At 66.7% G+C, this 18,026-nt stretch carries 13 protein-coding genes and 1 pseudogene; 11 read left to right on the top strand and 3 right to left on the bottom strand.

Annotated features, from left to right (window positions below; all coding sequences use genetic code 11):
• The first annotated feature begins 104 nt into the window (after window positions 1-104).
• The 3 genes from B4I46_RS15830 (at window position 105) to B4I46_RS15820 (ending at window position 4,529) form a co-directional block, all read left to right on the top strand.
• The gene (locus B4I46_RS15830) at window positions 105-1,319 is read left to right on the top strand and encodes an MFS transporter (protein ID WP_282362301.1); all 1,215 of its coding nucleotides are present in this window, start codon (window positions 105-107) and stop codon (window positions 1,317-1,319) included.
• Window positions 1,320-1,373: 54 nt separating this feature from the next.
• Window positions 1,374-3,734, top strand: a complete 2,361-nt coding sequence (locus B4I46_RS15825) for a DNA polymerase II (protein ID WP_054916068.1) — start codon at window positions 1,374-1,376, stop codon at window positions 3,732-3,734.
• Between the two features lie 243 nt (window positions 3,735-3,977).
• Window positions 3,978-4,529, top strand: a complete 552-nt coding sequence (locus tag B4I46_RS15820) for a DUF4174 domain-containing protein (RefSeq protein WP_043860195.1) — start codon at window positions 3,978-3,980, stop codon at window positions 4,527-4,529.
• A 79-nt stretch (window positions 4,530-4,608) separates the two neighbouring features.
• Here the strand turns inward: B4I46_RS15820 and B4I46_RS15815 are convergent, their stop codons facing one another.
• On the bottom strand, window positions 4,609-5,055 hold the full coding sequence (locus B4I46_RS15815) for a GNAT family N-acetyltransferase (RefSeq protein WP_058541143.1): 447 nt from the start codon (window positions 5,053-5,055) through the stop codon (window positions 4,609-4,611).
• A 132-nt stretch (window positions 5,056-5,187) separates the two neighbouring features.
• On the opposite strand from B4I46_RS15815, the gene B4I46_RS15810 reads away from it, so the two are divergent.
• The 4 genes from B4I46_RS15810 (at window position 5,188) to B4I46_RS15795 (ending at window position 11,648) form a co-directional block, all read left to right on the top strand.
• Window positions 5,188-5,694, top strand: coding sequence for a sigma-70 family RNA polymerase sigma factor (locus B4I46_RS15810; RefSeq protein WP_043860201.1), 507 nt, complete (start codon window positions 5,188-5,190; stop codon window positions 5,692-5,694).
• Complete coding sequence (locus B4I46_RS15805) at window positions 5,691-6,662, top strand: FecR family protein (protein WP_286900927.1); 972 nt, start codon at window positions 5,691-5,693, stop codon at window positions 6,660-6,662. Before B4I46_RS15810 ends, B4I46_RS15805 begins: the two co-directional genes overlap by 4 nt.
• Window positions 6,663-6,746: 84 nt before the next feature.
• Window positions 6,747-9,185, top strand: a complete 2,439-nt coding sequence (locus tag B4I46_RS15800; protein WP_286900926.1) for a TonB-dependent siderophore receptor — start codon at window positions 6,747-6,749, stop codon at window positions 9,183-9,185.
• A 240-nt stretch (window positions 9,186-9,425) separates the two neighbouring features.
• A complete protein-coding gene (locus B4I46_RS15795; protein ID WP_258659257.1) occupies window positions 9,426-11,648 on the top strand; it encodes a TonB-dependent receptor in 2,223 nt (740 codons plus the stop codon).
• A gap of 108 nt (window positions 11,649-11,756) precedes the next feature.
• On the opposite strand, the gene B4I46_RS15790 is transcribed toward B4I46_RS15795, so the two are convergent.
• Window positions 11,757-12,638 carry a LysR family transcriptional regulator gene (locus tag B4I46_RS15790; protein ID WP_286900923.1) on the bottom strand — a complete coding sequence of 294 codons (882 nt, stop codon included), beginning with the start codon at window positions 12,636-12,638 and terminating at the stop codon, window positions 11,757-11,759.
• Between the two features lie 120 nt (window positions 12,639-12,758).
• Here B4I46_RS15790 and B4I46_RS15785 point away from each other — a divergent pair, with 120 nt between their 5' ends.
• Window positions 12,759-13,367, top strand: a complete 609-nt coding sequence (locus tag B4I46_RS15785; RefSeq protein WP_043862636.1) for a LysE family translocator — start codon at window positions 12,759-12,761, stop codon at window positions 13,365-13,367.
• On the opposite strand, the gene B4I46_RS15780 is transcribed toward B4I46_RS15785, so the two are convergent.
• Window positions 13,364-13,534: a DUF6026 family protein gene (locus B4I46_RS15780; RefSeq protein WP_221181553.1), complete on the bottom strand. Its 171-nt coding sequence runs from the start codon at window positions 13,532-13,534 to the stop codon at window positions 13,364-13,366. The two genes, B4I46_RS15785 and B4I46_RS15780, sit on opposite strands and share 4 nt — an antisense overlap.
• Window positions 13,535-13,725: 191 nt before the next feature.
• Here B4I46_RS15780 and gnd point away from each other — a divergent pair.
• The 3 genes and pseudogenes from gnd to B4I46_RS15765 all read left to right on the top strand — a co-directional run.
• Window positions 13,726-14,712: pseudogene (gene gnd, locus B4I46_RS15775) on the top strand (phosphogluconate dehydrogenase (NAD(+)-dependent, decarboxylating)); the annotation flags it as partial.
• Window positions 14,709-16,208, top strand: a complete 1,500-nt coding sequence (zwf, locus tag B4I46_RS15770; protein ID WP_054915455.1) for a glucose-6-phosphate dehydrogenase — start codon at window positions 14,709-14,711, stop codon at window positions 16,206-16,208. The pseudogene gnd and the gene zwf, both read left to right, overlap by 4 nt.
• A gap of 10 nt (window positions 16,209-16,218) precedes the next feature.
• On the top strand, window positions 16,219-18,018 hold the full coding sequence (locus B4I46_RS15765; protein WP_054915454.1) for a glycoside hydrolase family 15 protein: 1,800 nt from the start codon (window positions 16,219-16,221) through the stop codon (window positions 18,016-18,018).
• Window positions 18,019-18,026: the final 8 nt, after the last annotated feature.

The raw sequence follows: 18,026 nt of genomic DNA, 5'->3' as shown, positions 1-18,026 counted from the left end.
TTGCGGACAGGTGTGTCCGGATTGTGCGGAATTCTACCCGTCTTTTTCCGCAGTGGCGGGAAGGATTACCGTGCAGTCACTTTTTTATTTCAGGAGTTTGCACCATGTCCCAGAGCAGTTGCCCGGCCCAGGCCGCAGCAGGGGTGGAGGCCGAACCGGCGTTCCCGTTGTCCGGCCTGCTGGCGTTGTCGATGGCCGGCTTCATCGCGATTCTCACCGAGACCCTGCCGGCCGGCCTGCTGGGGCACATCGCCAGCGGCCTGCAGGTCAGCGAGGCGATGGCCGGGCAACTGGTCACGGCCTATGCGCTGGGCTCGCTGCTGGCGGCGATCCCGCTGGTGACCCTGACCCAGGGCTGGCGCCGACGCAGGGTGCTGATGCTGGCGGTGCTCGGCTTCGGGGTGTTCAACACGGTGACGGCGGTGTCCGAGCACTACACCCTGACCCTGGCGGCGCGCTTCATGTGCGGGGTGGCGGCCGGCCTGGCGTGGGGCGTGATCGCCGGGTACGCACGGCGCATGGTCAGCGTGAGCCAGCAGGGCCGGGCGATGGCGGTGGCCATGATCGGCGCGCCCCTGGCGCTGTCGCTGGGGGTGCCGGCGGGCACCTGGCTGGGCGACCTGCTGGGCTGGCGCAGCACCTTCGTGCTGGTGTCGCTGGCGACCCTGGTGCTGATGGGCTGGGTGCTGCTCAGCGTGCCGGACTTCGACGGCCTGCCGGCCGGCAGGCGTGCCGCCATCGGTCAGGTGCTGGCCACCCCCGGGGTGAGCGCGGTGCTGGCGGTGATCTTCACCTGGGTGCTGGCGCACAACGTGCTGTACACCTACATCGTGCCGTTTCTGCAGGCCGGCGGCATGGCCGGCAGCACCGGCCCGGTACTGCTGCTGTTCGGCTGCGCCGCGCTGGTGGGGATTGGCGTGGTGGGCGTGCTGATCGACCGCCACCTGCGCCGGCTGGTGCTGGGCAGCCTGGTCGGTTTCGGCGTGGCGTCGGTGCTGCTGGGCCTGGCTACCGGTGCGCCGCTGCTGGTGTACTTCAGTGTGGCGCTGTGGGGCCTGAGCTTCGGCGGCGCCGGCACCCTGCTGCAGACCGCCAGTGCCGATGCGGCGGGCGAGGGCGCGGACGTGGCGCAGTCGATGATCGTCACAGTGTGGAACCTGGCCATCGCCGTGGCCGGGCTGGTGGGCGGCGTGCTGCTGAGCCACTGGGGCGTGCAGAGTTTCCCGTGGCTGCTGCTGGCGCTGGTGGGGCTGGCGTTGACCCTGACCCTGCGTTCGCACCGGCACGGTTTTCCGCTGGGGCGGCGCAATGCCGGGTAAGCCCGGCACTATCAGGTAGAATCGGCGCATTGACAGGGGTACGAGGTTGCAGCGGTGGAGGTTCAACAGGGCTTTGTCCTGACCCGGCACTGGCGGGATACGCCAGAGGGCACATGCGTGGAGTTCTGGCTGGCGACCGACCAGGGCCCGCGCCAGTTGCGCCTGCCCGTGCAGACGTCGGTGGCGTTCGTCGCCGCCACCCAGCGTGCCCATGTCGAGGCGGTGCTGCGCACCGAACGCGACGTCGAGCTGCGCGAGCTGGCGCTGTGCGACTTCCGCCACCGACCGGTGCTGGGCCTGTACTGCCGCCAGCATCGCCAGCTGATGCAGCTGGAAAAACGCCTGCGCGCCGCGGGCGTCGACCTGCTGGAAGCCGACATCCGCCCGCCCGAGCGCTACCTGATGGAGCGCTTCATCACTGCCCCGGTGACGTTCAGCGGCCGCCCCGATGCCGACGGCCTGCTGCTCGACGCCCAGCTCAAGCCGGCCCCGGACTACCGGCCGAACCTGCGCCTGGTGTCGCTGGACATCGAGACCACCGAGCGCGGCGAGCTGTACTCGATTGCCCTGGAAGGTTGTGGCCAGCGCCAGGTGTACATGCTCGGCCCGGCCAACGGCGACGCCAGTGGCGTGGACTTCGACCTGGAGTACTGCGCCAGCCGTGCCCAGCTGCTGGAGCGCCTGAACGACTGGATGGCCCGGCACGACCCCGACGCGATCATCGGCTGGAACCTGGTTCAGTTCGACCTGCGCGTGCTGCACGCCCATGCCCAGCAGTTGCAGGTGCCGCTGCGCCTGGGGCGCGGCGGCGAGGTGATGGAATGGCGCGAGCACGGCAGCCGCACGCACTTTTTTGCCGCCGCTGCCGGGCGCCTGATCATCGACGGCATCGAGGCGCTGCGGTCGGCGACCTGGAGCTTCCCCTCGTTCAGCCTGGAGAACGTCGCCCAGACCCTGCTCGGCGAAGGCAAGGCCATCGATACGCCGTACCAGCGCATGGACGAAATCAACCGCATGTTCGCCGAGGACAAGCCGGCCCTGGCGCGCTACAACCTCAAGGACTGCGAGCTGGTCACGCGCATCTTCGCCAGGACCGAGCTGCTGACCTTTCTGCTCGAACGCGCCACGGTCACCGGCCTGCCGGCCGACCGCAGCGGCGGTTCGGTGGCGGCGTTCTGTCACCTGTACATACCGCTGATGCACCGCCAGGGCTTTGTCGCCCCAAGCCTGGGCGGGCGCCCGGACGAGGCCAGCCCCGGCGGCTTCGTGATGGATTCGCGCCCCGGCCTGTACGAGTCGGTGCTGGTGCTGGACTACAAGAGCCTGTACCCGTCGATCATCCGCACCTTTCTGATCGACCCCATCGGCCTGGTCGAGGGCCTGCGCGAGCCGGATGACGAACACTCGGTGCCGGGTTTTCGCGGCGCACGCTTCTCGCGCACCCGGCATTGCCTGCCGGCCATCGTCGAGCGGGTGTGGCAGGGCCGCGAGCAGGCCAAGCGCGAACACAATGCGCCGCTGTCGCAGGCGCTGAAGATCATCATGAACGCCTTCTACGGGGTGCTTGGTTCCAGTGGCTGCCGCTTTTTCGACCCGCGCCTGGCGTCGTCGATCACAATGCGCGGGCACGCGATCATGCGCCGCACCCGCGAGCTGATCGAGGCCCAGGGCTACACGGTGATCTACGGCGATACCGACTCGACCTTCGTGTGGCTCAAGCGGGCCCATGACGAGGCGCAGGCCGGGGAGATCGGGCGTGCCCTGGTGCAGCAGGTCAACCAGTGGTGGCGCGAGCACCTGCGCGATGAGTACGGCCTGGACAGTGCGCTGGAGCTGCAGTACGAAACCCACTACAAGCGCTTTCTGATGCCCACCATCCGCGGTGCCGAGGAGGGCAGCAAGAAGCGCTATGCGGGCCTGGTGCACCGCGAGGGCGGGCCCGACGAGATGGTCTACAAGGGCCTGGAGGCCGTGCGTACCGACTGGTCGCCGCTGGCCCAGCACTTTCAGCAGGAGCTGTACCAGCGCATTTTCGAGCGCAGGCCGCACCAGGCCTATGTGAAGGACTACGTGCAGCGCACCCTGGCCGGCGAGCTGGACGATCAGCTGGTCTACCGCAAGCGCCTGCGCCGGCCCCTGGACGACTACCAGCGCAACGTGCCGCCGCATGTGCGGGCGGCGCGCATGGCCGACGAGTTCAACGACAGCCAGGGGCGGCCACGCCAGTACCAGAATGGCGGGTGGATCAGCTACGTGATGACCCTGGCCGGGCCCGAGCCTTTGGAAAACCGGCGCAACGGCATCGACTACGAGCATTACCTGACCCGGCAACTGCAGCCGGTGGCCGATGCGATACTGCCGTTTGTGGGGGATGACTTCAGCACCCTGATCGATCGGCAGATGGGGTTGTTCTGATGGGGCTGTTGCGCCTCTGCACACCACCATTTAGCGAACCTGCAGGAGCCGGCCTGGCCGGCGGAGGGGCCAGTGGCCCGACACATCCCTGACCTTCAGCTATCCTCTGCACATGCACAGCTACCCTTGAAACCGAAAGTTACTTTTGTAAACGTCCACACATGCGGGCAGTCGTTTAGGCTCGCTCGGATCTTTCGCTTTGATCTGTAGTCTTTGGTGCATGGAAACAAGAAGGAGATGCACATGCTTGTTCGGTCACTGACCTTCGCCACCCTGCTGGCAGTCGCCAGCCCGCTGCTCGCCGACGACGCGCCCCTGGCCGTTGACCTGGGCAAGTCCAGACCCCTGATCGTGATTGCCCCCAGCACCGCCGACCCGACCTTGCGCACCCTGAACGAGGCCCTCAAGGACCCGGCGACCAAGAGCAAGTTCGAGGAGCGCAACCTGGTGCTCTACAGCGTAGCGGGCATGGTCGGCAAGCGTGACGACAAGAACCTTGAGCAGCAGACCACCATGGCGCTGATTCGCGAACTCAGCCTGGGCGCGCGCAAGGGCACCCAGGTGGTACTGGTGGGCAAGGACGGCGAGAAGCACATCATCGAGCATGACGGCACGGTGGAGCCGGAGCAGATCTTCGCGGCGGTCGACCAGTTGCCGGCCAGCGAAAAGGCCATTGTGGCGCCGACGGTCGCAGCGCCCGCCGCCGAGCCTGCGCCAGAGGGCAAGCCGGGCAAGCATGCCAAACCGGCCAAGCCCGCCAAGCCGGCTGCACCGCCCAAGCCGCTGGAAGACTGAGACCCCCCTTCGCCGGCAAGGCCGGCGCCTACAGGTTCAGCGCTACGCCTGTAGGCGTCGGCCTTGCCGGCCAGGCACTTCAGTCGCCCAGCCGCTTCTCCATGAACACCCGCCGAAACCCCGCCTGCACTGCCCTGTGGGTTTCGCGATAACCCAGCCGCTCATACAGCCCCAGGTTTTCGCTCATCGCTTCATTGGTGTACAGCCGCACCACCTCCAGCCCCAACTGCCGGGCACGCGCTTCGGCATGCGCCATCAGTTGTCGCCCCAGCCCGCGGCCCTGAGCGGCCGGGCTTACCGCGACATTGTCGAGCAACAGGCCATCGGCCTGGGCGATCAGCACCAGCACACCGAGCACCTGACCCTGCTCTTCGAACACCTCGACCCGACCCTGGGCGATCAGCGCGGCGTAATCCTCCAGCATCGGCCCCGGCCTGGCACCGATGCGTGGAATGTACAGCGCATAGGCAGCCTCGATCAGTGCCTGTACAGGTGCAACGTCGTGGGCGGTGGCGGGGCGGATCATCGGCAGGCTCCTGGTGGGTGGCAGCAAGCGCCTACCTTAAATCAAGGCGTTGTCGCAGGGCAGCATTGCTTTCACGGCAAAACATCAACATGATAATGAGACAAATTACCATTCGTGTCGGATTTGCCCAGCGTGCCCACGCCTTCAGACCCCAACGCCCTGTTCACCGCGCTCTACAGCGACAACTACCGCTGGCTGCGCGGCTGGCTGTATCGCCAGTTGCACTGCCCGCAGGATGCCGCCGACCTGACCCAGGACACGTTCGTGCGCGCTCTGGGCTCGCAGCAGTTGCCACAGCTGGAGCAGCCCCGGGCCTTCCTGGCCACCGTGGCGCGCCATCTGCTGCGTAACCTGTGGCGCCGCCGTAGCCTGGAGCGCGCCTACCTGGAGCAGCTGGCTTTGCTGCCCGACAGCTTCAGCCCCTCTGAAGAAGACCTGGCCCTGGTGCGCGAGGCCATCGAGAGCATCGACCGTCTGCTGGCGGGCCTGCCGCTGCGGGTGCGCCAGGCGTTCGTGCTGCATCGTCTGGAAGGCCTGTCGCAGCCGGCAATAGCCGAGCAACTGGGCGTGTCGCTGGCGACGGTGGAGCGCGACCTGCGCCGCGCCTTTGTGCATTGCCTGAGCGTGGTGGGCCCATGAGCGTGCCCAAGGTGGATTCGGCCACCCAGGCGGCGGTCGACTGGTTGCTGCGGCTGGAATCGGTACCGCCCGGCGATGCGCGGCATCAGGCCTTCGAAGCCTGGCTGTCGGCCAGCCCGGCCAACCGCCACGCCTGGCAGCGGGTCAATGCACTGCTCAGCCAGCCGCTGGCCAGCCTCGAAGAAGCCGAGGCGCGCAGCCCCGGCCAGCGCCAGGCCGCCAGTCGCAGCTTGCTGGCGGCGCCCGTGCACGGCCGGCGCAAGGTGCTGGGTGGCGGCCTGGCGATGCTGCTGGGGCTGGGTGCAGGCGGCATCGCCAACCGTCTGACACCGCTCGAAGGCCTGTTTGCCGATCTGCACAGTGCCACGGGTGAGCGCAAGCGCGTGACCCTGGCCGATGGCAGCGAACTGTTGCTCAACGCGCGCAGCGCCGTGGACATTCGCTTCGACGCTGCGCAGCGCCGTGTGCTGATACGTGAAGGTGAGGTGCTGGTAAGGGTGGCGGCCGATGCCGCGAGGCCCTTCGTGATTGCCACGGCGCACGGCGAGGCGCGTGCCTTGGGTACGCAGTTCCTGGTGCGCCAGAGCCGTGACCACAGCCTGGTGGCAGTGCAGCAGCACAGCGTGCGACTGACCACCCGTGGGGGCGCCAGCAGCGTTGTCGAACAGGGCCAGGCGGCGCGTTTCGATGCGCAGGGTATCCACCCCGAAGCAGTGTCGCTGCGCAGCCGCGCCGACTGGCAGAGCGGGCAACTGGTGGTACACGACGAGCCCTTGGGCGAGGTGGTCGAAGTGCTGCGCCGCTATCGTCCGGGGCTGCTGCGCACAAGCCCGCAGGCGGCGCAGGTGCGGGTGTTCGGGGTGTTCAGCCTGGATGACAGCGATGCCACCCTGCACGCATTGGCCGAGACCTTGCCGATTCGCCTGGAGCAGTACGGCGGCTGGCTGACCCGAATAGAGGCGCGCTGATTTTTTTGCACCCGGTGTGAGGGGGTTGGCGTTTTCGTCGGTCTTGCTCGTTGAATGCCAACCTACAACGAGCACCTTGCCACCATGTCACACATGACTTTCCGCCCAGGGCTGCTGGCCCTGGCCATCGCCCTTGGCCCGCTGTCGACGATGCCTGCGCAGGCCGACAACGCCATCGCGGCCAGCAGTGCCGTGCACCGTTTCGACCTGCCGGCCGGGCCGCTGGGCGAGACGCTCAGCCGTATCTCTCGCGAAGGCGGGCACACCCTGTCGGTAAGCCCGGCGCTGCTGGAGGGCAAGCGTGCCGCTGCGGTACGCGGTAATTTCACTGCCGAACAGGCCGCGCGCCAGGCGCTGACCGGCACTGGCCTGGGGCTGGGCAGCACCCGCGGCGGCACCTGGAGCCTGTACCCGTTGAGCGATGGCGCCGCGCTCAACCTGGCGCCCACCGCCATCGATGGCCGCAGCCTGGAAGACGCGCGCGGCCCGGTGGAAGGTTACGTGGCCACCCGCAGCGCCACGGCCACCAAGACCGACACGCCGATCCTCGAAATCCCCCAGGCAGTCAACGTGGTCACCGCCGCCCAAGTGCAGACCCAGGGCGCTCGCAACCTGACCCAGGCGTTGCGCTATACGCCGGGGCTGAGTACCAACGGCTACACCGACCGCAACACCATCGCCGACGAGATCGGCAGCCGCGGCTTTGCGCCGACCCTGCTGTACCTGGATGGCGCCTACCTGCCGTATGCCGGCAGCCTGGGCGGCGCGCCGCAGATCGACCCCTACCTGCTTGAACGCATCGAAGTGCTCAAGGGCCCGGCTTCGGTGCTGTACGGCCAGAACCAGCCGGGCGGCATGATCAACCTGGTGTCCAAGCGCCCGGCCATCGAGGACCATCATCAGGTCAAGCTCAGCTATGGCAGCTATGACCGGGTCAAGGGTGCCTTCGATGTGGGCGGTGCGCTGGACGCCGACAAGACCCTGAGCTACCGCCTGGTGGGCCTGGCCAAGAGCGGCAACGAGCAGGTCGAGCATGCCGACGAGTCGCGCACGTTGATCGCGCCGAGCCTGACCTGGGCGCCAAACGAGCAGACCGAGTTCACCGCCTACGCACAGATCCAGCGCGACAAGGGCGCGGCGGACTATCAGGCGCTGCCGGTCATCGGCACGCTGTATCGCAACAGCCGCGGCCAGCATATCGACCGCGACGTGTTCCTGGGCGACAGCGACTGGAACGCCTACACCCGCGACCAGCAGGTGTTCGGCTACGACCTGTCGCACGTGTTCAACGACAACCTGAAGTTTCGTCAGAGTGCACGCTACATCGACGTCAACGATCGCTACCGCGGCTTCTACCTGAACCGCTTCGTCACCGATGCCAACGGCGTGGTCGACGATACCCGCGCCACCCGCACCAAGCTGGACTGGCGCCAGCACAACACCACCTACAGCATCGATAACAACCTGGAGGGCACGTTCAGCACCGGGGCGCTGGAGCACACCCTGCTGGGCGGCGTGGACTACCGCAAGTTCACCCGTCGCTACCAGGGCTACAACCTCTACAACGCCGAGATCATCGACCTGTACAACCCCACCAACTACCACACCGACGGCGTGCCGACCCTGACCACCAAGTGGGACAACACGGTGAAGCAGACCGGCCTGTACGTGCAGGACCAGATCCGCTTCGACCGCTTCATCCTGACCCTGGGCGGGCGCCAGGACTGGGCCGAGGTCGAGAACCGCGACCTGCTGGCGCAAAGCCCGGCAGAGCGCAAGGTGCCGCAGAAGGACAAGAAGTTCACCAAGCGAGTGGGCCTGACCTACGTCACCGAGTTCGGCCTGGCGCCCTATGTGAGCTATGCCGAATCGTTCATGCCGTCGGTGGGCAAGAGCTCACCGGCGCGTGGTGCCAGTTCGTTCAAGCCGATCGAGGGCGAGCAGTATGAAGTGGGGGTCAAGTACCAGCCGCAGGACAACACCCTGATCACGGCGTCGGTGTACCAGATCAAGCAGAAGAACGTGCTGACCACCGACCGCGACGACCCCATGTACCAGACCCAGGATGGCGAGATTCGCTCGCGCGGTATCGAACTGGAGGCCAAGAGCAGCGTAGGGCAGGTGGACCTGCTGCTGGCGCTGTCGTACCTGGATTCGTTCCGCACCAAGAGCGCCGACGGCGACGAGGGCAACCGCAACGCGGCGCAGGCACCGTGGTCGGCCAGCAGCTGGGTGGCCTGGCATTTCGACGACAGCCTGGCCGGGCTGACAGTAGGGGCAGGGGCCAGGTACACCGGCAAGAACTACGGGGACTCGGCGAACACCTTCAAGACACCGTCGTTCGTGGTGTATGACGCAACGATCAACTACGACCTGGCGCAGCTGGGGTTGAAAGGCCTGCAGGCGAGCCTGAACGTGCAGAATCTGTTCGACCGGGAGTATGTGTCGACGTGCGTGTATGCGTTTGGCTGCTATTACGGTCAGGAGCGTACGGCGGCGCTTGAGTTGACCTACGACTGGTAAAAGCTTCGCGGGTCAAGCCCGCTCTTGCAGGGTGGCGGTGATCACTTTGGGAGCGGGCTTGACCCTCGATGGGCTGCGCAGCAGCCCTGATGCCCAGCACACAACCCGCTGCTGCCACACTGTTGCCTGGTCAGCAGCCGCTGTTCGAATAATCCATAAAATTCATATAATTCAACTACATAAAGCATTGGCACGCCGCTTGCGATAGTCCGCTTACCCTGACTCATCGGAACCCCCGCCATGCCTGCCCCTACCGCCTATCTACCCCTTGCCCTGGCCATTGCCGCCACGTTGCACGGCGCCGCTGCGCTTGCCGCCGCACCGCCCGCCGACGCCTTGCCCACCGTCACCGTGACCGCGCAGAAGCGCGAAGAATCGGTACAGGACGTACCCTCGGCGATCTCGGTGGTCAGTGACCGCCAGATCGACCGCAGCGGCGGCGGCTTCAGTGCCGGCAAGGCCCTGCAGAACGTGCCCAACGCCATCGCCCCCGAGTTCGCCGGGCACCAGCGCCCGCGCTGGTACATCCGCGGCATGGGCTCGGGCGACATGGCCTCGACCACCGTGTACCCGGTGGGCATCTATACCGATGACGTGTACATCGACCCGCACGTGGCCACCGGCTTCCCGCTTTACGACATGGAGCGCGTCGAGGTGCTGCGCGGCCCGCAAGGCACGCTGTGGGGCAAGAACACCACCGGTGGCGCGATCAACTTCGTGTCGCGCAAGCCAAGCTTCGAAGACGGCGCCAACGGCTACTTCAAGCTCGACCTGGGCAACTACAATTCGCGCCTGTACGAAGGTGCCTACGGCGATACCCTGGTCAAGGACCGCCTGGCCGCGCGGGTGGCGTTCATCGACCAGAGCAGCGACGGCCAGCTCAAGAACGAGGTCGATGGCCATACCGCCGGCGACATCCACGACCAGGCCCTGCGCCTGCAACTGCTGGCCCAGGTCAACGACGACCTGCAGGCCACCCTGCAGCTGCACGCCCGTGACTACAAGGGGCAAGGTATCGTGGCCCGCGCCTGGGGTGCCGGGCCGGGCGGCAGCACGCTGTTCGGGCCTGCGCCCAAGCCTGCCTCCGACAAGGTCGCCTTCACCGGCAAGGCCGATGACCGCATCGAGCACAACGGCCTGCAACTGGCGCTCAAGTGGGACCTGGGCGAGCTGCAGCTGGACTCGATCACCGCCTTCGACGACGTGCACGAAAAGGCCCAGAGCCCGAACATGAGCATCTACGAGTTCGGCCGTGGCTATAACGACGACCGCTGGAAGCAGGTGTCGCAGGAGCTGCGCCTGTCGTCGGCGAAGAACCAGCCGGTGAGCTGGATCGTCGGCACCCACCTGTTCCACGAACAGCTCGACAGCCACAACAGCAATGCGCTGTTCCCCGAAGCCTACAACCAGGCCTTCGGCGTGGCCGACTTCGGGCGTACCGACATCGATCAGAAGACCGACAGCTTCGCGCTGTTCGGCAGCAGCACCTGGCAGGCCACCGACGACCTGAGCTTCACCGCCGGCCTGCGCTGGACCCGCGAAACCAAGGACATCGACCTGCGCCGGGTGGCCGCGCCGGATGCTGCCAGTGTCGACTTCAGCAACCGCAACGACTGGTGGAAGCATTACAGCGGGCCGCTGGCGACCACGGTGGTACAGGACGAGAAGCGCACCTGGAACAAGCTGACCTACGACTTCACCCCCGAATACCAGCTCAACGACAACGCGCGGGTGTACTTGCGTTATGCCAAGGGCTTTCGTTCCGGCGGCTTCAGCGGCGGGGCGCAGGTGCAGGCCGAGGCCTCGGTGGTGGCGCCGGAGAACGTCGACGCCTACGAACTGGGGGTCAAGAGCGAGTGGTTCGACGAGCGCCTGATCGCCAATGCCAACGTGTTCTACTACGACTATTCGGACATCCAGGTGAACGCGGTGTCGGTGCGCAACGGGCAGGTGGTGTCGTTGCTGACCAACAGCGGCCAGGGCGTGATACGCGGTGCCGAGTTCGAGTTGCAGGCGCTGCCCTTGGCCAACCTGGAACTGCATGGCTCGCTGGGGCTGCTGCATACCGAGTTGCAGGACTTCGAATCGGGGGGTGTGGACTACTCGGGCAACCGCATTGCACGTTCGCCGTCGCGCACGCTGGCGGTGGGGGGCAGTTATCGCATTGCGCTGGAGAACGGCGACGACATCACCCTGGGCACCGACTGGCGCTACCAGAGCCGGATCTTCTTTCTGCCCACCGCGCAGGCCGACCACAGCGTGTCGCAGGGTGGCTACACACTGGGCAATGCCAGCGCCACGTACCATGTGGGCGGGCAATATGACCTGGACTTCACCGCCTATGTGAACAACCTCACCGACAAGCAGTACAAGACCGACAGCGTGCCGCTGCCGTTCGATGTGGCGTGGGATGCGCGGGGGGATCGCAGGACGTTCGGGGTGAGTGCCACGACGCGGTTCTGAGGTCGCTCTTGCGGGCCTTATCGCGGGTCAAGCCCGCTCCCACAGGTACAGCGCCGTTCTCGAAACCAGCGCCATACCTGTGGGAGCGGGCTTGACCCGCGAAGTTTTTCAGGCCGGCAACTGCCCCAGCAGGTACACCCGTAGCCGCTCGATGCTCTCGCGCCACGCACTGCCTACCGGGCACACCAGGTAGTAGGCATCCCCCGTTGCCACCGCCTGTTCGAACGGCAACGCCAGCCGCCCGGCGCGGACATCGTCGCTCACCAGCGCCAGGTCGCCGATCGACACGCCATGCCCGGCCATGGCCGCCGCAATCCCTTGCTCCAGCGTATCGAACAGCGTGCCGCGCTGCAGGTCGACCTGCTCGAGCAGGCCCGCCCCGCGCAGCCAGCGCTGCCAGTCCCGCCGGTCATTGGACGGGTGCAGCAACGCCACCCCGGCCAGCCGCTGCGCATCCCACACGCCATCCCCCAGCAACCCCGGCGCACAGATCGGGATCAATCGCTCATCGAACAGCTTGCACACCTCGACCTGCCCACCGAACTGCCCATTGCCCAGCAGCACCGCGCAGTCGTAGGGCTCGCTGGCAAAATCCACGCTGTCGACGTCCATCCACACGCTTGCCAGCTGCACGGTGTCGGCCTGGGCGTAACGCTGGATGCAGCCCAGCAGCCAGCGCATGGTCAGGGTGGAGGGCGCCTTCAGGCGCAGGTGGCGCGAAGCGCTGCGAAACGGCTGGCAGGCCTGTTCGATCAGGGCAAAGCCCGCCCCCAGTTGCTCGGCCAGACGCCGCCCGGCATCGGTGAGGCGCAGGCGCGGGCCGTGGCGCTCGAACAGGCGGCAACCGAACTGGGCCTCCAGGGTGCGGATATGGCGGCTGATGGCGCTCTGGGTCAGCGCCAGCTCTTCCCCGGCGCGGGTGAACGAACAGGTACGGGCCGCCACTTCAAAGGCGCGCAGTGCATACAACGGGGGCAGACGTTCAACCATGCCAGGGGCAGCCCATGATGAGTATTTGTCGTAGTAGGGCAGAGCATTTTGCGTTTTTCAAGGGCCATGCAGCTGCGCACACTCTGCACCTGACCCGCATTGAAGACAAAGGAGCCTATTTTGAACACCACGCTGCTGTTGGCCTACCTGGGCACTGTACTCATTCTGATCGCCACCCCTGGGCCGGTGGTGGCGCTGGTGGTCGGCACCAGCGGGCGTTCGGGCACCGGGGCGGCCATACGCACGGCGCTGGGGGCCAATGCCGCCTCCCTGGTGCTGGTGGCCGCCGCTGCGCTGATCCTGGCCGGCAGCCTGGCACTCAGCCCGGTGGTTCTCAATGCGGTGGCGCTGGTGGGGTGCGTGTTCATGGCCTGGCTGGGGCTGGGGGCGCTGCGTGCGCCAGCCGTGGAGGATGCGCCGCCGCCCAGGGCAAGTGGCTGGTGGCACGGCTTTGCGGTGGGTATCGCCAACCCCAAGGACATTCTGTTCTTCGTGGCGTTCTTCCCGCAGTTCATCCACGTCACGGCCTCGTTCGGCACCAGCATCGGGGTGCTGGCGGCGTTGTGGCTGGTGGTCGACCTGGGGGTGCTGGCGCTGTACATCGCGCTGATGCGCGGCGCCCTGGCGCAGCGGCACCGGGCGCTGGTGGCCCGGCTGTCGGGGCTGGTGCTGTTGCTGGTGGCGGTGGCCGGCGCTGTGTATTCGGCGCGGGCGCTGCTGGCCGCCTAGAGGGTGACCACAGCCTTGTCGCTGCCCTGGGCCTGTTGCAACAGCAGGCTCAGCTGCGCCACCTGACGCTGCAACTGGTCGCGTTCTTCCTTGAGGCGGCGCAGTTCGTCGCGGCGCACGCTCACGTAAAGGGTCTGGGGTGGGCTCGCTGACATCAAGGTTCCCATTGCACACCTCGCAATTGGTTTGGTACATGGTTTGAGCGTAGACGCTCGATCGGCCGCGATTCTGAATTCTTTTTCCTGTCATGGGAACTTTTTTGTTTATCGCTGTCGTGCCGTTGGTCGATGAAACCAACCCAGGCCTGCCTGGACTAACCTTGAAGGCCTGAGCAGGCTTTCTACACTTTACGGAGCATCGGCACATGCAACTGGGAATCGTGGGGCTGGGCCGCATGGGCGGCAATATTGCAAGGCGCCTGATGCGCGAGGGGCACCACACCGTGGTGCATGACCGCAACGCGCCCGCCATCGATACGCTGGTGGCCGAGGGCGCCACAGGCGCCGCCGACCTGGCCGCACTGGTGCAGCAACTGGACGCGCCGCGTGCGGTCTGGGTGATGCTGCCGGCGGGCGAGGCCACCGAGCAGACCATCGCGCAACTGGCCGACCTGCTGGAAGCGGACGATGTGATCATCGACGGCGGCAATACCTTCTACAAGGACGACATCCGCCGCGCCCAGCACCTGGCCGAGCGCCAGTTGCACTACGTGGACGTCGGCACCTCCGGTGGCGTGTGGGGCCTTGAGCGCGGCTACTGCATGATGATCGGCGGTGAGCAGGCGATTTTCGAACGCCTCGAGCCGCTGTTCGCCACCCTGGCACCGGGTGAGGGCGACATTCCACGTACCCGTGGTCGAACCGGCCCCAGCGAGCGCGCCGAAAAGGGCTATATCCATGCCGGGCCACCCGGCGCCGGGCATTTCGTCAAGATGATCCACAACGGCATCGAGTACGGCCTGATGCAGGCCTATGCCGAGGGCTTCGACATTCTCAAGACCAAGGCCAGCGAGAGCCTGCCGGCCGACCAGCGCTTCGACCTCAACCTGCCCGAAATCGCCGAGGTGTGGCGCCGCGGCAGCGTGGTCACCTCGTGGCTGCTGGACCTGACCGCCGATGCACTGGTGGCCGACCCGCAGCTGGGCAGCTACAGCGGCTCGGTGTCCGACAGCGGCGAAGGGCGCTGGACCATCGATGCGGCGGTGGAGCAGGCGGTGCCGGTACCGGTGTTGTCCAGCGCACTGTTCGCGCGCTTTCGTTCACGTCAGCAGCAGGGCACCTACGGTGACAAGCTGCTGTCGGCGATGCGCTTCGGTTTTGGTGGCCATGTCGAGAAGCCCGAATGAGTGAACACGACGTCGAAGCGGCACCAGCCTGTACCCTGTTCCTGTTTGGCGCCAATGGCGACCTGGTCAAACGCCTGCTGATGCCGGCGCTGTACAACCTGCACCGCGACGGCCTGCTGGACAAAGGCATGCGCATCGTCGGGGTCGACCACAACCCGGCCACCGACGGCGAATTCGCCGAGCGCCTGGAAACCTTCATGCGTGAACGCGACCAGGGCGAGGGCGCCACCCGGTGCCTGGACGACAAGCTGTGGAAGCGCCTGGCCAAGGGCATCGGCTACCTCACCGGCGACTTCATGGAGCCCTCCACCTACCAGGCCATCGCCGAGCGCATCGACAAGGGGCGCACCGGCAACGCGATCTTCTACCTGGCCACCTCGCCGCGTTTTTTCAGCGGCGTGGTGCAGCAACTGGGGGCGGCCGGGCTGCTGGACGAGGCCAACGGCTTTCGTCGGGTGGTGGTGGAGAAGCCCTTCGGTTCGGACCTGGCCAGCGCCGAGGCGCTGAACGCCTGCCTGCTCAAGGTGATGAGCGAAAAGCAGATCTACCGCATCGACCACTACCTGGGCAAGGAGACGGTACAGAACATCCTGGTCAGCCGTTTTTCCAACGGCCTGTTCGAGGCGTTCTGGAACAACCACTACATCGATCACGTGCAGATCACCGCTGCCGAGACGGTGGGCGTGGAAACCCGTGGCGCCTTCTACGACACCACCGGGGCACTGCGCGACATGGTGCCCAACCACCTGTTCCAGCTGCTGGCGATGGTGGCGATGGAGCCGCCCGCCGCCTTTGGCGCGGACGCGGTGCGCAGTGAAAAGGCCAAGGTGATCGGTGCGATTCGCCCGTGGTCCAAGGCCATGGCCCTGAAGAACTCGGTGCGCGGGCAGTACACCGCCGGCAAGCAGGGGCGCAAGAAACTGGCCGGCTACCGCGAAGAGCCCCGGGTCGACCCCGACAGCCAGACCGAAACCTACGTGGCGCTCAAGGTGATGATCGACAACTGGCGCTGGGTGGGCGTGCCGTTCTACCTGCGCACCGGCAAGCGCATGAGCGTGCGTGACACCGAGATCGCCATCTGCTTCAAGCCGGCGCCCTATGCGCAGTTTCGCGACAGCGACGCCGAGCGGCCCAAGCCCAACTACCTGAAGATCCAGATCCAGCCCAACGAGGGCATGTGGTTCGACCTGCAGGCCAAGCGGCCGGGGCCGACCCTGGCCATGGAGAACGTCGAGCTGGGTTTTGCCTACAAGGACTTCTTCAAGATGCAGCCCTCCACGGGCTACGAGACCCTGATCTACGACTGCCTGACGGGCGACCAGACGCTGTTCCAGCGTGCCGACAACATCGAGAACGGCTGGCGTGCGGTGCAGCCGTTCCTGGACGCCTGGGCGCAGGGCGGCGAGGTGCAGCCGTATGCGGCCGGGGAAGACGGGCCGCAGGCGGCCGACGAACTGCTGGCCCGCGATCGGCGGGTCTGGCACAGCATTGGTTGACGGGAGGTTCATGACGGGCGCCATCGAAGACTACGCACTACTGGGCAATTGCCGCAGCGCAGCACTGGTGGGCCGTGACGGCTCGCTGGACTGGCTGTGCTTTCCACGCTTCGACTCGCCGGCCTGCTTTGCCGCGCTGCTGGGCGACGAAGAAAACGGGCGCTGGCAGATCGCGCCGCGCGAAGCGCCGCTGGAGGTAACCCGCGAGTACCAGCAGGACACCCTGATCCTGCACACCACCTTCGTCACTGCCAGCGGCCGTGCGCGCCTGATCGACTGCATGCCGCTGGACGACGCGCACCACAGCGTGCTGCGCATCGTCGAGGGGCTGGAGGGCGAGGTGGCCTTCGACATGGACCTGGTGATGCGCTTCGACTATGGCAGCAGCGTGCCCTGGGTCGAGAAGCTCGACCCGCTGACCCTGACCGCCGTGGCCGGGCCGGACCGCCTGACCCTGCGCAGCACGGTAAGCACCCACGCACGCGATCACCATACCGGCAGCCGCTTCAGCGTGAAGGCCGGGCAGCGCCACACCTTCAGCCTGAGCCACCAGCCATCGCACCTGCCGTTGCAGCCGGCCTTCGAGCCGGAGCAGGCGCTGCTGGACACCGCACACAAGTGGCGCGAGTTTGCTGCGCGCTGCCCGCAGGTGGGCGAGCACACGGCGCGGGTCAAGCGCTCGCTGATCACCCTCAAGGCGCTGACCTATGCACCCACCGGCGGCATCGTGGCCGCGGCCACCACCTCGCTGCCGGAGCACCTGGGTGGCGAGCGCAACTGGGATTACCGCTACTGCTGGCTGCGCGATGCCACCATGACCTTGCTGGCGTTCATGAACCTGGGCTACTTCGAGGAGGCCCAGGCCTGGCGCGAATGGCTGCTGCGCTCGGTGGCGGGCAACCCCGAGCAGATGCAGATCATGTACGGCCTGGCCGGCGAGCGCCGGCTGCCGGAGTACGAGCTGCCCTGGCTGGCCGGCTATGCCGGTTCGCAGCCGGTGCGGGTGGGCAATGCCGCGGCGGTGCAGCACCAGCTGGACATCTATGGCGAGGTGGCCGATGCGCTGTGTCAGGCCATGCGCGGCGGCCTGCCGCGCTTGCCGCGCAGTGCGGCGATCGGGCGGGTGATCATGCCGTACCTGGAGACCATCTGGCGCCAACCCGACGAGGGCATCTGGGAGGTGCGCGGGCCGCAGCAGCATTTCACCCACTCCAAGGTGATGGCCTGGGTGGCGTTCGATCGGGCGGCCAGCCTGAGCGAGCCGACCGAGGAGGGCAAGGCCCAGGCTGCGCACTACCGCGAGGTGGCCGCGCAGATCCATCGCCAGGTGTGCGAGCAGGGCGTCGATGCGCAGCTGGGCTGTTTTGTGCAGGCCTATGGCTCGCAGGAGATGGACGCGAGCCTGCTGCAGATTGCCCTGACCGGTTTTCTGCCAGCCGACGACCCGAGGTTTCTGGCAACCCTGGCGCAGATCGAGAAGCGCCTGCTGCATGACGGGCTGGTGCGCCGCTACGACAGCGACAGCGGCTGCGATGGGCTGGCGCCGGGGGAGGGTACGTTTCTGGTGTGCTCGTTCTGGCTGGCGGACGTGTACGTGCTGCTGGGGCGTCAGCAAGAGGCCCAGGCGTTGTTCGAGCGCCTGTGCGGGCTGTGCAACGATGTGGGGCTGCTGGCCGAGCAGTACGACCCGCAAGGTGGCCGCATGCTGGGCAATTTCCCGCAGGCCTTCAGCCATATCGGCATCATCAACACGGCGCTGAACCTGCACCGGGCGCAGTGTCCGGTGCGCGACAGGGCCCGCTGCGGGTGACTGCGGCG

Source organism: Pseudomonas sp. UBA7500 (assembly GCF_002478435.1).
Classification (GTDB): Bacteria; Pseudomonadota; Gammaproteobacteria; order Pseudomonadales; family Pseudomonadaceae; genus Aquipseudomonas; species Aquipseudomonas palmensis.
The sequence above is the reverse complement of the archived record's forward strand: the minus strand, read 5'-3'. Positions and strand labels throughout refer to the sequence as shown.

Bases quoted from the DNA above. Each gene is read 5' to 3' on its own strand.
- B4I46_RS15830 (WP_282362301.1), top strand. From the start codon at position 105: ATGTCCCAGAGCAGTTGCCCGGCCCAGGCCGCAGCAGGGGTGGAGGCC.
- B4I46_RS15820 (WP_043860195.1), top strand. From the start codon at position 3,978: ATGCTTGTTCGGTCACTGACCTTCGCCACCCTGCTGGCAGTCGCCAGC.
- B4I46_RS15815 (WP_058541143.1), bottom strand. From the start codon at position 5,055: ATGATCCGCCCCGCCACCGCCCACGACGTTGCACCTGTACAGGCACTG.
- B4I46_RS15805 (WP_286900927.1), top strand. From the start codon at position 5,691: ATGAGCGTGCCCAAGGTGGATTCGGCCACCCAGGCGGCGGTCGACTGG.
- B4I46_RS15800 (WP_286900926.1), top strand. From the start codon at position 6,747: ATGTCACACATGACTTTCCGCCCAGGGCTGCTGGCCCTGGCCATCGCC.
- B4I46_RS15795 (WP_258659257.1), top strand. From the start codon at position 9,426: ATGCCTGCCCCTACCGCCTATCTACCCCTTGCCCTGGCCATTGCCGCC.
- B4I46_RS15790 (WP_286900923.1), bottom strand. From the start codon at position 12,638: ATGGTTGAACGTCTGCCCCCGTTGTATGCACTGCGCGCCTTTGAAGTG.
- B4I46_RS15780 (WP_221181553.1), bottom strand. From the start codon at position 13,534: ATGGGAACCTTGATGTCAGCGAGCCCACCCCAGACCCTTTACGTGAGC.
- zwf (WP_054915455.1), top strand. From the start codon at position 14,709: ATGAGTGAACACGACGTCGAAGCGGCACCAGCCTGTACCCTGTTCCTG.
- B4I46_RS15765 (WP_054915454.1), top strand. From the start codon at position 16,219: ATGACGGGCGCCATCGAAGACTACGCACTACTGGGCAATTGCCGCAGC.